The following is a 14,055-nucleotide window of genomic DNA, read 5'->3' as shown; positions in this document are numbered from 1 at the left end:
CTTGGTTCGCGCGGGCGGCTGCCCGTGCGACGATTTCCCGACCCGAGCGGCGTGCGCGCCGCTCGCTTCTTTTCAACGTCGTGGAGATTGCCGATGATTCGCCCTGCCCGCTGGATTCCCCGAACCGTAGCCGCCGCGCTCGCGTCGCTCGTCGCCGTCGCCGCGTTCGCGCAGGACGACGCGGGCGGCAAAGTGTTGCGCGTCGGCTACCAGAAGGCGGGGCTGCTCGCGGTCGTCAAGGCGCAGGGCTCGCTCGAGGCGCGCGTGAAGCCGCTCGGCTATGCGGTCAAATGGTTCGAGTTCCCGGCCGGCCCGCAGTTGCTCGAGGCGCTGAACGCGGACAGCATCGACATCGGCTACACGGGCGCGCCGCCCGCCGTGTTCGCGCAGGCGAGCGGCGTGCGCTTCGTCTACGTCGGCGCGGAGCCGCCGTCGCCGCACAACGAGGCGATCGTCGTGAAGGCCGATTCGCCGCTGAAGACCGTGGCCGACCTCAGGGGCAAGAAAATCGCGCTGCAGAAAGGCTCGAGCGCGAACTACCTGCTGCTCAAGGCGCTGCAGAAGGCCGGCGTGCGCTACGACGAAATCCGCCCGATCTATCTGCCGCCCGCCGATGCGCGCGCCGCGTTCGAAAGCGGCACCGTCGACGCGTGGGTCGTCTGGGACCCTTACTACGCAGCCGCGCAGCAGGCGCTGAAGGCGCGCACGCTCGCCGATTACACGGGCCTGCCCGCCGCTTATAACTTCTACGAGGCGACGCGCGAATTCGCGACACGTCACCCGAACGTGGTCGGCGCGGTATTGCAGCAACTGCGCGAAACCGGCCGGTGGGTCAACGCGCATCCCGCCGAGACCGCCTCATTGATCGCGCCGAAGATCGGGCTCGATCGGGCGCTCGTCGAAACCTGGGTGAAGCGCGTGCCGTACGGCACGACGCCGCTCGACGAGAAGATCGTCGCGTCGCAACAGGGCGTCGCCGACGCGTTTCACGCCGCGAAGCTGATTCCGCAGAAGCTGACCGTCGGCGACAACGTCTGGACCGAGCGCGACGCCGCCGCCGCGCTCGCGGCGAAGTAGGCGCGACGCCTCGCCCGCAGCCCGGTTAGAAGGATTCGTCCGTCCCCGATAACGCCTTCTTGCCGATAATGGACGGCCGCGCGGACGTCGAGCGTCGCCCGAGATGCCGCACCGCGCACCCGACGACACGCTGCGTGCGAGGAGACCGTCCGACCATGTTGTCCAACCTGCCCGCGCGCACGCGCGGCTTCTGGCTCGCCGCCGCGCTTGCCGCATTGCTGTACGGGCTGTCGCTCGGCCATGCTCCCTATCCCGGCCAGCCCGCCGCCAAGGCGGCGCTCGGCGTCCTGCTGTTCGCCGCGGCGTTGCGGCATTCGCCTGAGCGCGAGCGCGCGTGGCTCGGCGCCGCGCTCGCCGCGTCGGTGCTCGGCGACGTGCTGCTCGCGCTTCCCCAATGGCCGCCGTCGTTTATCGCCGGCCTCGGCGCATTCCAGCTCGCCCATCTCGCCTACTGCGCGCTGTTCGCGCCGTGGCGCGCCACGCCGCGCGGGCCGCGCGCGATCGCGCTCGTCGCGCTGTGGATCGCCGCCGCCGCGCTCTATGCCGCGTTCCTTCCCCATCTCGCCGCGCTCGCGGCGCCCGTGGCCGTCTACGTCGCCGTGCTCGGCGCGATGGCGAGCCTCGCGCTCAGCGCACGCACGCCCGGCCCGCAGATCGCGGCGGGCGCGCTGGTGTTCGTCGCATCCGATGCGCTGATCGGCATCGATCGTTTTCTCGGCGCGTTCAGCGGCGTCGATTATTTCATCTGGTTTTTTTATGCGGTCGCGCAATTGACCATTGCGTTCGGCGTGTTGCGACGCAAAACGAACTAATCGAATTCGCGTCGCAATCCTTAATTTATTAGGGACTGCGAGCGATTCCGCAACGCAACATCAGAATTCCGCGCGGCGCCGCGCTTTTTCTCGCACAAGCCCATCCGGCGGGCTTCGGCATCCGTTGAATCCCGCGCTTAGAGGGCTATGTCTACCCGGCTTGCGGTTTCCGTTTTCACGAACTATTGTTACATCCATCAATGTAACAGTAAAAAATGAGCCCAAATGGAGACGCTTGGATGAACGCGCGCAATATGTCCTTCGGTCCACTCGACAGCACAAATCACGAAGAAACCATCGATATCGCCATCATCGGCACCGGCTTTTCCGGGCTCGGCATGGCGATTCGCCTCCGGCAGACCGGCAACCAGGACTTCGCGGTGTTCGAAAAAGCCAGCTCGGTCGGCGGTACCTGGCGCGACAACCACTACCCCGGCTGCGCGTGCGACGTCCAATCGCATGTCTATTCGTTCTCGTTCGCGCCGAATCCGCGCTGGACGCGGATGTTCGCGCCGCAGCCGGAAATCCGCGCGTACATGGAAGACTGCGTGCAGCGCTTCAACGTCGGCTCGCACCTGCGTTTCAATCATGAACTCGTCAACGCGACCTACGACGAAACCGCGCATCGCTGGCGCCTGACGTTCGAGAACGGCAAGCGCGTATGCGCGCGCGTGCTCGTGTCGGGCATGGGCGGGCTGTCGCGCGCGGCGTACCCGAACATCCCCGGCATCGAGACGTTCAAGGGCGAAGCGTTCCACTCGCAGCACTGGAAGCACGACTATCCGCTCGAAGGCAAGCGCGTCGCCGTGATCGGCACGGGCGCGAGCGCGATTCAGTTCGTCCCGCAGATCGCCCCGCGCGTCGCGAATCTCGCGCTCTTCCAGCGCACCCCGCCGTGGATCATGCCGAAGCCGGACCGCTCGGTCAGCGGCTTCGAGCAGTGGCTCTTCCGCAATCTGCCGTTCACGCAGAAGCTGATGCGCGGCGGCATCTATTGGATGCTCGAATCGCGCGTGCTCGGCTTCGCCGTGCATCCGTCGACGATGAAGCTCGTGCAGAAGCTCGCGCTGCGCCACATCAGCCGGCAAATCTCCGAGCCGGAACTGCGCGCCGCGGTGACGCCCGACTACACGATCGGCTGCAAGCGAATCCTGATGTCGAACGACTACTATCCGGCGCTCACGCGCAAGAACGTCGACGTGATCACGACGGGCATCGAGCGCATCGAGGAAAACGCGGTCGTCACGACGGACGGCAAGCGCCATGAAGTCGACTGCCTGATCTACGGCACGGGCTTCCAGATCAACAACCCGTTCCCGCGCGGCACGATCGTCGGCCGCGGCGGCGTCGACGTCGTCGACGCATGGCGCGACGGCCTGCACGCGTATCTCGGCGCGACGGTCCCCGGCTATCCGAACTGGTTCATCCTGATGGGCCCGAACACCGGCCTCGGCCACAACTCGATGGTGTACATGATCGAATCGCAGATCGAGTACGTGCTCGGCGCGCTGAAGGCGATGCGCACCGAGCGCGCCGAGGCGATCGAAGTGCGTCCGCTCGTCGAGCTCGAATACAACAACCGCATCCAGAACAAGCTGAAGGGCACGGTCTGGTCGACGGGCGGCTGCAGCAGCTGGTATCTCGACCCCCGCACCGGCAAGAACACGACGCTCTGGCCGACCTTCACGTGGCGCTTCCGGCAGGAAACGGCGTTCTTCTCGATGGCCGACTATCACGCGTACTACGCGAACCCGCGCCAGAACGGGCAGCCGGCCCCCGCGCTGCCGAACCCGGCTGTCGCGCAGACAGCCGCCGAGACGACCGCCTGAGCCCCGAACCCACACGAGCCTACGACATGAAATCCTTCTCCAACAAAGTCGCTGCGATCACGGGCGCGGGCTCCGGCATGGGCCGCTCGCTCGCGGTGCAGCTCGCGCAACAGCAATGCCACGTCGCGCTCGCGGACAGGAACGCGGCCGGCCTCGCCGAGACCGAGCGGATCGTCCGCGCGCTCGCGCCGTCGGTGCGCGTGACGACCTGCGTGCTCGATGTCGGCGACCGCGCCGCGATGCACGCATGGGCCGACGAGACGGCCGCCGCGCACGGCCGCGTGAACCTCGTCTTCAACAATGCGGGCGTCGCGCTGTCGAGCACGATCGACGGCATGGAATACAGCGATCTCGAGTGGATCGTGAACATCAACTTCTGGGGCGTCGTGCATGGGACGAAGGCGTTCCTGCCGTATCTGAAGGCGTCGGGCGACGGGCACATCGTCAACACGTCGAGCATTTTCGGGATCTTCGCGCAGCCCGGCATGAGCGGCTACAACGCGACGAAATACGCTGTGCGCGGCTTCACCGAATCGCTGCGCCAGGAGCTCGACTTGATGAAGAGCGGCGTGTCGGCCACCTGCGTGCATCCGGGCGGCATCCGCACGAACATCGCGCAATCGGCGCGGCTCGCGCAGAACATGGTCGGCTTCATGGTCGAGAGCGAGCAGCAGGGCAAGGAGGATTTCGAGAAGTTCTTCATCACGACGGCCGACGAAGCGGCGCGCGTGATCTTGCAGGGCGTGCGCAAGAACAAGCGCCGCGTGCTGATCGGCCGCGACGCGCGCGGCGCCGACTGGCTCGCGCGCACGCTGCCCGCCGCGTACCAGCCGCTCGTCGTGCTCGCGACCAAGCTTCAGAGCGCGCGAGCGCGCCGCCGTGCGGGCCGTGCAACGCCGGCGCCCGCGCAGGCAACCTACAACACCGCTGGCAACCAGGGAGGAGAGCAATCATGACGACACCGCATATGATGCCGGTCCGGCGCGACATCCGCTTCGCGCTGCCCCCCGACCGTGTCTACGACTGGCACGTCCAGGGCGCGCCCGTCACGCACTTCATGAACGCGCTGTCGCTGCTGTTTCCGGCGGGCGAGCGCTTCTTCATGGATTCGGTGCGCAACTACCGCGACCAGATCCACGACCCCGAGCTGAAGAAGCAGGTCGCGGGCTTCATCGGCCAGGAAGCGATGCACACGCGCGAGCACATCGAGTACAACGATCTGCTGCAATCGGCCGGCCTGCCCGCGCACAAGCTCGACAAGCGCCTGTGGGCGCTCCTCGGCTGGGGCAAGAAAGTGCTGCCGCATTCGATGCAGCTCGCGATCACGATCGCGCTCGAACACTACACGGCGATTCTCGCGAACCAGCTGCTGTCGGGCCACGAACACCGGATCGACGGCTCGGTCGAAGGCTACAAGCAGATGTGGATGTGGCACGCGATGGAAGAAACCGAGCACAAGGCGGTTTCGTACGACGTGTGGACGGCCGTGATGAAGCCCGGCGTGAAGACCTACCTGCTGCGCACGGGCACGATGCTGCTGACGACGCTGATCTTCTGGACCGTCGTGTTCGATTTCCACGTGCGCCTGATGTTCGCGCACCGGATGCGCCACGGCAAGCTCAAGGGAATGTGGCGGCTCGTCAAGTATCTGTACAGCCCGAAGAACGGCGTGTTCGCGAGCATCGCGCTCGAATGGCTCGACTACTTCCGGCCGGGCTTTCATCCGTGGGACCACGACAATCGCGTGTACCTGCAAGACCTCGACGCGCTGCTCGCGAACATCGACGCCGCGAACGAGCGCTACGCCGACCAGGTCGCGCCGCGCCGCGTGCCGCTGCACTCGTCGCCCGCGCATCAGCACGCGTAAGCGAACGAGCGATGGCGTCCGTCCGCGACACGCTGACGGTCCGCTCGGGCGACGTGCGCCTTGCCGTCTACCTGAGCGGGCCGCGCAACGCTCCGCCCGTGATTCTCGTGCACGGTTATCCGGATTCGGCGCGCGTGTGGGAACGCGTGCGCGAGCATCTCGACAAGCGCTTTCGCGTGATCGCGTACGACGTGCGCGGCGCGGGCGCATCGGATGCGCCGAAGCGCCGCGCCGACTACAAGCTGAGCCTGCTCGCGCAGGATCTGCTCGCCGTCGCCGACGTGACGTGCGGCGATCGCCCGTTTCACCTCGTCGGCCACGACTGGGGATCGATTCAATGCTGGGAAGCGGCGACCGATCCCGCGATCAACGGCCGGCTCGCGTCGTACACGTCGATCTCGGGGCCGTGCCTCGACCACGTGTTTCGCGCGCCGCTCAATCTGAAGCAGACGCTGAAGTCGTGGTACATCGCGTTCTTTCATCTGCCGCTCGTGCCCGAGCTCGTGTGGCGGCTGGGCGGCGCGAAGCTGTGGCCGCTGTGGCTGCGCAAGACCGAGCGCATCGCCGTCGACGCCGATCCGGATCAACTGCGCAACGGCCTGAACGGCCTCAAGCTCTACCGCGCGAATTTCATCGAGCGCGCCCGTCGGCCGCGCGAGCGCTACGCGCAGGCGCCGGTGCAGATCATCGTGCCGCGTTACGACCGGTATGTGACGCCCGCCCTCACCCGCCATCTCGATCGCTGGCTCGGCGCGCATCGCCGCGACGAAATCGCCGCATCGCACTGGACGGTGATTCGCGACGCGGCGCTGATCGCCGCGCGAATCGGCCGGTTCGCGACCGCGCACGAGCCGAAGCGGCATGCGGCCGCCGCCGCGAAATCCGGCGGCCAGCAGCGGGCGAATCAGCGCGCGTCGGCCGGCAAGCGCCTGAAAAGCGCTTCGTAGTCGAGCACGAGCCCGTCGCGATCGATTTCCAGTTGCGCGGTGAAGCCGCTCGCGACGCTTTCGTAGCGATAGACACGATCCGGCTCGATGCATCGGTACGCCTGTCGCATGCGGCCGACCGTCAGATCGGGGATCGAAATATAGACGACATCGATCGGCCGCCGCTCGTCGCGCGCGAGCCTCAGACGGCGGATCGGCAGCGTGTTCGTATACGGCGTCGCGGCGATGTCGACGTCGATGCTCCCGTCAAGCATCGCGAGCGGCTCGTCCGCCCCGTTGCGCCAGCGGCCCTCCCCGTCGCCGCGCAGCTCGAGCGCGCCGCCGCCCATCACCGTCACAATCACGTGCTTCGCCCGCCAGCCCTCGTCGCAGACGACGCGATAGGCGACACCATACGCACGCCCTTCGTCGCGCCCGACGACCACGCTCTCCGCGATGCTGCCGAATGCGTGTCGCTCGAACGCCAGATGCTCGATCCCGTCGTGCTCGAGCGACGCCCAACGCACTTCGCGCATCGGATTTCTCCTCGATTGTCTCTGTTTTGCCTCTAACCTTCGATCGCTTGCGCCGATGCGCGCGGGCGAACATGGATACGTTCGTCGTCGCGCGAGTGCCGTGCGTCGCTTTGCGTCGGCGGCCTCATGCGCTTCGTGACGCCAAACGGCGCAGCGGCCTTCATCGGCATTCGCAGCACACGCGAGCCCATTCACTGAGTCGGTCCGCGCCTTCGGCAAATAGCATCGCGCCCCAACTTACCTGCGTCCGGCCGGCAACGCCGATTCAAGTCGTCTCGTCGCTCTCGCGCTCGTCGGCGGCGCGCGCGACCGCCCGCGCGTAGAGCGCCGCCACATCGAATCCGCTCAGGTCGAGGCCGAAGCGCTCGCGCACGCACGCCGCCCATGCGTCGACATCCGGCAGCCGGGTCGTTTGCGCCGCGCCGTCCGTCGTCCGCAGCGTCACCGCATCGTTGAAAAGCAGCGCGCGCGCATCGGGCAGGATTCGGCACACGACGAGGTCGTGCGTGAAGAACGAATCGGGATGACGCGACGTGTACCAGTTCGCGACCTCGTAATCGACCCACTCGACCGGCTTCAGCGAAAAGCGATACAGCGGCTGCCAGCCGGCCGGCGTCTCGCACTCGATTTCGAGCTCGCCCGCGACAGGCGCGTCGACGACGCGAAACGTCCCGTGCGGCGTGGATTGCGCGACGTTCGGATCGAAGCGCAGCGGCGCCGTCAGCGTCGTCGAGCCGAAGCCGACATCGGCGAACCACGTCGCGCCGTCCAGATCGACGCGCAGCAGCATGTGCGTCTGCGGCGTCGACACGTCGGGCGGACGCTGCCAGCGCACGCGCGCGATCAGCGGCGTCACGTGAAAGCCGAGCTGCACGAGCACCGTGTAGAAGAGCTTGTTCTGCTCGAAGCAGTACCCGCCGCGACGCCGCTCGATCAGCTTGTCGACGACCGATTCGAGGTCGAGCGCGACGCGCGCGCCCGTGTACGGATTGAGGTTCTCGAACGGAATCGACTGCGGATGCAGCAGTTGCAGCTCGCGAAGGACGTCGAGCGTCGGCTGCGCAGGTCCGCGATAACCGATGCGGGCGAAATAACGGGAAAGATCGACTGCGTCGCGCATGTAGGCAATCCGAGGATGACGAATCGCGTCACCATAGCATTACGCGGATAACCCCATCCGACGCGGGGAAAAGCGCGCGCCGGCCGTCGCGGCGGCGCGCGCATCGACAACACGCGTTACGGCAGCAGCTTGAGCGCCGCGGATGCGACGGACGGCACCGAAATGCCGTGGCTCGCCGCGAACTGCACGGCCGCGCCGAGCGTGCCGCCGATCGCCTGCAACTGGTTCGGCGCATTCTGCGCGATGTACGACGCGGCTTGCAGGTTGTTCGGGTCCAGCCCGGCCTGCAGCAGCGACGCCGGGTTCGATGCGCCGAGATTCCCGAGCCCGGATTGAAGCTGCGAATACTGGGTGACGCCTTCGCCGAGCGACGTGAGGCCGCGGGTGAACGCCGCCTTGTCGACGCCCGCGCCCGGCGCGGCGCCGTTCGCGCCGCCCGATGCGAACGCTTGCGTCAGCGCCTGCGCGACCGACTGCTGCGCGCCGCCGACCTGCGACAGCGCGCCGGGCGTCAGCGCGTTCGCGCCGCCGTTGGTCAACAGGCCCGCAGCGTGCTGCGCCTGCCCGGCCGCGCCCGAGAGCCCCATCGCCGACGCGAGACTCGCTTGGCCGGCAAGCACCTGCTGATTTGCGCCGACGTACGACTGCAGCAGCTGCGACATGCCGGATGCGCCGGACGTGCTCGCCTGCTGCGTCGCACCGCCGCCGCCGAGCAGCGATGCGCCGAGGCTTTGCAGATCGACCTGTGCGAACGCAGCGCCGCTCGCGAACGCGCCGCTTGCGCAGCAGACGAGCGCCGCGCGCTTCGCGAAGCGATTGATTGATTTCATCGAATCTCCCTGTGAATCCTGCCAGCAGAATTGTCGAGGCGAGCATGCGGCGAATGCAATCACGGATACATATCGAAACGTATTGACGGGCCATGTTGCGGGGACATGCATGCGGCGGCGCCGCCGGATCTGCTGCACGGCACACGCGCGGCGAATCGACGTTCGCCGGCTCGCGCAGTTGAACCGCGATTGAACGGATGTGGCGTGATCGATGACCAGCGGTCGGCGGTCGGCGGTCGGCGGTCGGCGGCCGAAACCGATGCCGTGCTTGCGGTGACGGCAACTGTTCCATACGCACGGCATCGCGCGCTCCCGCAGCAAAATTCAACATCTGATTTCTTTCGAATGCCTTATTGAATTCGACACCGCCCCATTTTAAAAAATCGATTAATCGAGCACTCAAAAAAACATCGGCCGACGAATTGACCAATCGCCAAAAATTACCTAGGTTAACCACATCGATTACTTGAAAACTTCATTATGGATACCTCAACAATCGACGCGGAAATCATCGCTGCAAAGCTCGTCAGAGAGATATCGCCACACCCGCCTCAATGGATCGTCGATCTGTACGCAGCGACGCTCGTGCCGAAGATCGGCTTCGCCAAAACGGGAGAGGAAATCAAGCGAGTGCAAAAAGACTTCATCGAATCGAGAAACGCGATCATCGCGGCACTGTCGACGTACCAGTCCCATTCCAATTGACTGGAATGGAAACCGGAGCCGATCGATAAAAATCGATCGACTCCGATCAATGGCGCGCCGCCATCCGTCGAAGCCAAATTCCGGCATTCTTCGGATATCGCGCGACGTTATCGACGAACGCAAACGAGCCCGGCGCGTCGATCGCTCAGGATCACTGACGACGCCGATTCATCCCCCACACACTCGCCGCAGGCGCGTCAGCCGCCCGCCGCGAGGCCGGACCGGCGAAACGCGTTGTCGAGATCGGCGATCAGATCCTCTTCGTGCTCGAGCCCGATCGACACGCGAATCAACCCTTCCGACACACCCGCTGCCTTGCGCGCCGCCTCCGGAACGCCCGAATGCGTTGTCGACGCCGGATGGCAGATCAGCGACTCGGTGCCGCCGAGACTCACCGCCGACTTGAACAGATGCAGCGCGTTGATGAACCGGAACGCTTCGGCGCGGCCGCCGTTCAGCACGAAGGCGAACGTCGAGCCGGCGCCCTCGCATTGCCGCTTGTACACGGCCTGATAAGCATCGTCGACGATCAGCTCCGGATGATAGACGTCGACCTTCTGATACGGATTCGTCGCGAGCCACTTCGCAACCGCCGACGCCGTGCGCGCCGCCTGCTTCATCCGCAGCACGACCGTTTCCATCGATCGGATCAGCATCCACGACGAGTGAGGATCGAGTTGCGAGCCGAACGCGCTGCGCACCGCTCGAACCTTCGCGACGAGATCCCGGCGTCCCGTCACGCCGCCCGCGACGAGATCGCTATGGCCGCCGACGTACTTCGTCAGCGAATACACCGACATGTCGACGCCGTGCTCGCTCGGCTTCTGGAAGATCGGCCCGAGCAACGTGTTGTCGCACACCGAAATCGGGCGATAGCCGTGACGCGCTTCGAACGCGTCGAGCTCGCGACGCATGCCGTCGAGATCGATCAGCGCGTTGGTCGGGTTCGCCGGCGTCTCGACGTAGCAAAGCCGCACGGGGCCCTGCTGCGCGGCGGCCTCGAGCGCCGCGCCGATCGACTGCGGCGACAGGCCGTCCTGGATCGGGTGCGCAGCGACGCCCCATTCGCGAAAGTACTTCGCGATCAGCGTTTCCGTACCGCCGTACAGCGGCACCGACTGAACCAGTTGATCGCCCGGGCGCAGGAACGCGAGAAAAATCGAGCTGATCGCCGACATCCCGCTCGACGTGACGACGGCCGCCTCGGAGCCGTCGAGCAGCGCGAGGCGATCCTCGACGATCTCGAGGTTCGGGTGATTGAAGCGGCTGTAGACGAGGCCCGCCGCCTCGCCCTGCGGCAGCGGCTTGCGGCCCGACACGACGTCGAAGAAATCGGCGCCGTCCTCCGCCGAGCGGAACGCGAACGTCGACGTCAGAAACACCGGCGGCTTCACCGCACCTTCGGACAAAAACGGGTCGAATCCGTACGACATCATCTGCGTTTCCGGATGCAACGGACGACCGTCGATGTCCTTCTTGTGATAGCTCGAATACGTCATGCGGTGGCTCCTTTTGACGATGAATGCGAAACGGGTTGCCGGCAGGCGGCAGGCCGCGCGCGGCACCGATCGCCAATCGAATTAGTGTAAAAAAGCTAGCAGGAAATATGCTTTCCATTTCATTCCCGCTCGCCCCTATAATCAAAAGAATCTTTCTTCTTTCATTTTCCTCATAAAAAAATGGCGATCGGCATGAAGCTGGACGAGACAGATCTGAAGATCCTGAAGATCCTGCAGGAGAACGGACGCCTCAGCAACGCGGAGCTGGCCGATCGCGTCGCGCTGTCGGCGGCGCCGTGCTGGAAGCGCCTGCGCCGGCTCGAAGCCGACGGCTTCATCTCGGGCTATCAGGCGATCCTCGATCGGCGCGCACTCGGCTACGAGATCGTCGCGTTCGTCAACATTTCGCTCGACAGCCACACCGAAAAAACCTGCCGCGCGTTCGAGGCGGGCGTGATGGCGATGCCGGAAGTCGTCGCGTGCCACAACACGACCGGCCAGCACGACTATCTCGTGCAGATCGTGGCGAAGAATTTCGATACGTTCTCGAGTTTCGTGTTGAATCGGCTCCGGTCGTTGCCGGGCGTCAAGGAACTGCTCAGCACCATTTCGATGCGCGAATTGAAATCGACGAGCCGGCTGCCGGCGAACGAATTGAGGATGACGAAGTGAATCTGTTTAATTGGCGCGGCCTACCCGCCCCAAACAATTCAGCATGACAAAATAACTTCGGGTATCGTTCCGCGCCCGTCACCAACAGCCGTCAGTCGGGACAGTCATCACCCGGCTGCGGCCAGAATAGATCTCGCCACTTGCGCAGAGCGACTCTGCGTGCCGCCCGTCGACCGCATCGGGCGAGCGGCTGCGCCGCATTCTTTTGATTCAAGCGCCGGATAACACGGGCCGGCGCGCATTCACCCAATCACGCTCCTTTTCGTATGCGCGCGCGAGCTGAAGCACCGCGAAATCGCCGCGGGGCCGGCCGATCAGTTGCATGCCCATCGGTAATCCCGCCGCGTTGAATCCGACCGGCACGCTGATCGCCGGGCAGCCTGCGAGGGTCCACGGCACGACCGTCTCCATCCAGCGGTGATAGGTATCCATCGAGCGGCCGGCGATCGTCCGCGGCCAGCGCAGATCCACGTCGAACGGAAAGACCTGCGCGGTCGGCGCGGCGATGTAGTCATACCGTTCGAAGAACGTCATCAGCGCCTGATACCATGCGCTGCGCGCGGCGCTCGCGTCGTATACGTCGGACGCGCCAAGCTCGAACAGGCCTTCCACTTCGTAGATCGCCTCCTGCTTCAGCAGCGCCCGCCGCGACGGCTCGCGGTAATGCGTCAGCAGATTCCCGCCCGACAGCAGATGCCTGTGCACGAGCCACGTCTGCCAGATCCGCTGCGGCGAGAACGACGGCAGCGCCGCGTCGACGTCGCAGCCGATCGCGCGCAGCGCGTCGAAGCTCGCCTCGCACAGTTCGAGCACGCCCGGCTCCGTTGCGAGATAGCCGTTCCAGTCGCCGACCCATGCGATCCGCTTGCCGCGCAAGTCGGCATCGAGCGCTTGCGCGAAGCGCCGCGGCTCCTCGGCGAGCGACAGCGGATCGCGCCGATCGTAACCCGCCTGGATCGCAAGCAGCTGCGCGACGTCGACGACCGTGCGCCCCATCGGCCCTTCCGTGCCGAGCTGCTGGATGAATACGTCGACGCTCGGCCAGCGCGGCACGCGCCCTTGCGACGGGCGAAAGCCGTACACGTTGCAGAACGCGGCCGGATTGCGCAGCGAGCCGCCGAAGTCGCTGCCGTCGGCGACGGGCAGCATCCGCGCGGCGAGCGCGGCCGCCGCGCCGCCGCTGCTGCCGCCCGCGCTCTTCGACAGATCGTACGGATTGCGCGTCGCACCATAAACCTCGTTGAACGTGTGCGAGCCCAGCCCGAACTCCGGCGTGTTCGTCTTGCCGATGAACACGGCGCCCGCCGCGCGCATCCGCTCGACGACGATCGCGTCGGCCGACGGCTTCATCGCGCGAAAGATCGGCGAGCCGAGCGTCGTCACGATGTCCTTCGTCATCGCGAGATCTTTCGGCGCCTGCGGCATGCCGTGCAACCAGCCCGCGTATTCGCCGCGCGCAAGCGCCGCATCTTTTTGCGCGGCCTCGGCAAGCAGCACGTCGGGCTCGCGCAGCGCGACGATCGCATTGACGTCGCCGTTCACGCGCTCGATGTGGGCGAGATACGCGCGCATCGTCTCGACGCACGAAACGTCCTTGCGCCGGATCGCTGCGGCAAGCGCATGAGCGGGCATTTCGACGAGCGGATCGAACGGCGCGGGAGATGCGGCGGGAGACGGGGGAATGCCTGCTGACATGCGGAACTCCGTGCGGGTCGATGGGGCGATCGGCGGCAACGCGGGCGACCATGCTCGGCGGCGTCGCGTCGAACGATTGCAGACGATTATATAAACGCATGGGATCGCACTGCGCTACGGCCGTGAACCGCGCATAGCCCGCTGCACCGCAACATCCCCTGAGACGTCCAACAGACGATTCGGATTACGATCCAATCGACGCATCGAACCCGCAGCGCCTTGCGGCGACGCACAAGCGCGTTGCCCATGGTCACGCGCCAACGTTGCCGCACTCACCGCGCAACGGCGCGCCTCGATGCGCGCCGGGCGCAGAAGATCCGAATCCGTCACCGGCTGAACCCGCCCCTTTATGCGCATAAACTTATTTTTCTTATATTTTTTATTAAGCGAATGCGCGCCGGGCGTTTACGACATTTTTACGCCGTCCCCAAAATTCTTTAGGCCATGCCGACGAGGACAGGACTAGCCTATCGTCATCGCATCACCG

The 14,055-nt window shown here is 65.6% G+C and carries 13 protein-coding genes and 1 pseudogene; 9 read left to right on the top strand and 5 right to left on the bottom strand.

The features are described from left to right. Nucleotides 1-93: 93 nt before the first annotated feature. The 6 genes from X946_RS03555 to X946_RS03530 all read left to right on the top strand — a co-directional run bounded on the left by X946_RS03555 (nucleotide 94) and on the right by X946_RS03530 (nucleotide 6,532). Nucleotides 94-1,077, top strand: a complete 984-nt coding sequence (locus X946_RS03555) for a sulfonate ABC transporter substrate-binding protein (protein WP_038744135.1) — start codon at nucleotides 94-96, stop codon at nucleotides 1,075-1,077. Nucleotides 1,078-1,232: 155 nt separating this feature from the next. Next, complete coding sequence (locus X946_RS03550; RefSeq protein ID WP_038744209.1) at nucleotides 1,233-1,889, top strand: lysoplasmalogenase; 657 nt, start codon at nucleotides 1,233-1,235, stop codon at nucleotides 1,887-1,889. Between the two features lie 239 nt (nucleotides 1,890-2,128). After that, nucleotides 2,129-3,718 (top strand): flavin-containing monooxygenase, encoded by a 1,590-nt coding sequence (locus X946_RS03545; RefSeq protein WP_038744133.1) that lies wholly within the window; start codon nucleotides 2,129-2,131, stop codon nucleotides 3,716-3,718. 26 nt (nucleotides 3,719-3,744) lie between these two features. Beyond that, nucleotides 3,745-4,674 (top strand): SDR family NAD(P)-dependent oxidoreductase, encoded by a 930-nt coding sequence (locus X946_RS03540; protein WP_038744131.1) that lies wholly within the window; start codon nucleotides 3,745-3,747, stop codon nucleotides 4,672-4,674. Next, on the top strand, nucleotides 4,671-5,585 hold the full coding sequence (locus tag X946_RS03535; RefSeq protein ID WP_038744130.1) for a metal-dependent hydrolase: 915 nt from the start codon (nucleotides 4,671-4,673) through the stop codon (nucleotides 5,583-5,585). Before X946_RS03540 ends, X946_RS03535 begins: the two co-directional genes overlap by 4 nt. Before the next feature lie 11 nt (nucleotides 5,586-5,596). Continuing rightward, nucleotides 5,597-6,532, top strand: a complete 936-nt coding sequence (locus X946_RS03530) for an alpha/beta fold hydrolase (protein ID WP_038744127.1) — start codon at nucleotides 5,597-5,599, stop codon at nucleotides 6,530-6,532. On the opposite strand, the gene X946_RS03525 is transcribed toward X946_RS03530, so the two are convergent. From X946_RS03525 to X946_RS03515, 3 genes are all read right to left on the bottom strand, one after another. Then, complete coding sequence (locus X946_RS03525; RefSeq protein ID WP_038744125.1) at nucleotides 6,490-7,047, bottom strand: putative glycolipid-binding domain-containing protein; 558 nt, start codon at nucleotides 7,045-7,047, stop codon at nucleotides 6,490-6,492. The genes X946_RS03530 and X946_RS03525 overlap by 43 nt on opposite strands. 265 nt (nucleotides 7,048-7,312) lie before the next feature. After that, nucleotides 7,313-8,167: an arylamine N-acetyltransferase family protein gene (locus tag X946_RS03520; RefSeq protein ID WP_038744122.1), complete on the bottom strand. Its 855-nt coding sequence runs from the start codon at nucleotides 8,165-8,167 to the stop codon at nucleotides 7,313-7,315. Between the two features lie 116 nt (nucleotides 8,168-8,283). After that, entirely contained in the window at nucleotides 8,284-8,997 is a 714-nt protein-coding gene (locus tag X946_RS03515; RefSeq protein ID WP_038744120.1) for a hypothetical protein, read from the bottom strand. Nucleotides 8,998-9,477: 480 nt separating this feature from the next. Between X946_RS03515 and X946_RS03510 the strand changes: the two genes are divergently transcribed. Next, nucleotides 9,478-9,702: a hypothetical protein gene (locus tag X946_RS03510; protein WP_038744118.1), complete on the top strand. Its 225-nt coding sequence runs from the start codon at nucleotides 9,478-9,480 to the stop codon at nucleotides 9,700-9,702. Between the two features lie 197 nt (nucleotides 9,703-9,899). On the opposite strand, the gene X946_RS03505 is transcribed toward X946_RS03510, so the two are convergent. Next, complete coding sequence (locus X946_RS03505; protein WP_038744117.1) at nucleotides 9,900-11,201, bottom strand: cystathionine gamma-synthase family protein; 1,302 nt, start codon at nucleotides 11,199-11,201, stop codon at nucleotides 9,900-9,902. Between X946_RS03505 and X946_RS36615 the strand changes: the two are divergent. Both X946_RS36615 and X946_RS03500 read left to right on the top strand, forming a co-directional pair. Beyond that, nucleotides 11,181-11,377 (top strand): annotated as a pseudogene (locus X946_RS36615) (hypothetical protein). The gene X946_RS03505 and the pseudogene X946_RS36615 overlap by 21 nt on opposite strands. Before the next feature lie 16 nt (nucleotides 11,378-11,393). Continuing rightward, nucleotides 11,394-11,873, top strand: coding sequence for an Lrp/AsnC family transcriptional regulator (locus X946_RS03500; RefSeq protein ID WP_038744207.1), 480 nt, complete (start codon nucleotides 11,394-11,396; stop codon nucleotides 11,871-11,873). 210 nt (nucleotides 11,874-12,083) lie between these two features. Here X946_RS03500 and X946_RS03495 read toward each other — a convergent pair whose 3' ends face one another. Next, a complete protein-coding gene (locus X946_RS03495) occupies nucleotides 12,084-13,568 on the bottom strand; it encodes an amidase (protein ID WP_038744115.1) in 1,485 nt (494 codons plus the stop codon). Nucleotides 13,569-14,055: the final 487 nt, after the last annotated feature.

Source organism: Burkholderia sp. ABCPW 111 (genome assembly GCF_000773065.1).
Lineage (GTDB): Bacteria > Pseudomonadota > Gammaproteobacteria > Burkholderiales > Burkholderiaceae > Burkholderia > Burkholderia savannae.
Note: the sequence above shows the minus strand (reverse complement) of the source record. Positions and strands in the feature narration are given on the sequence as shown.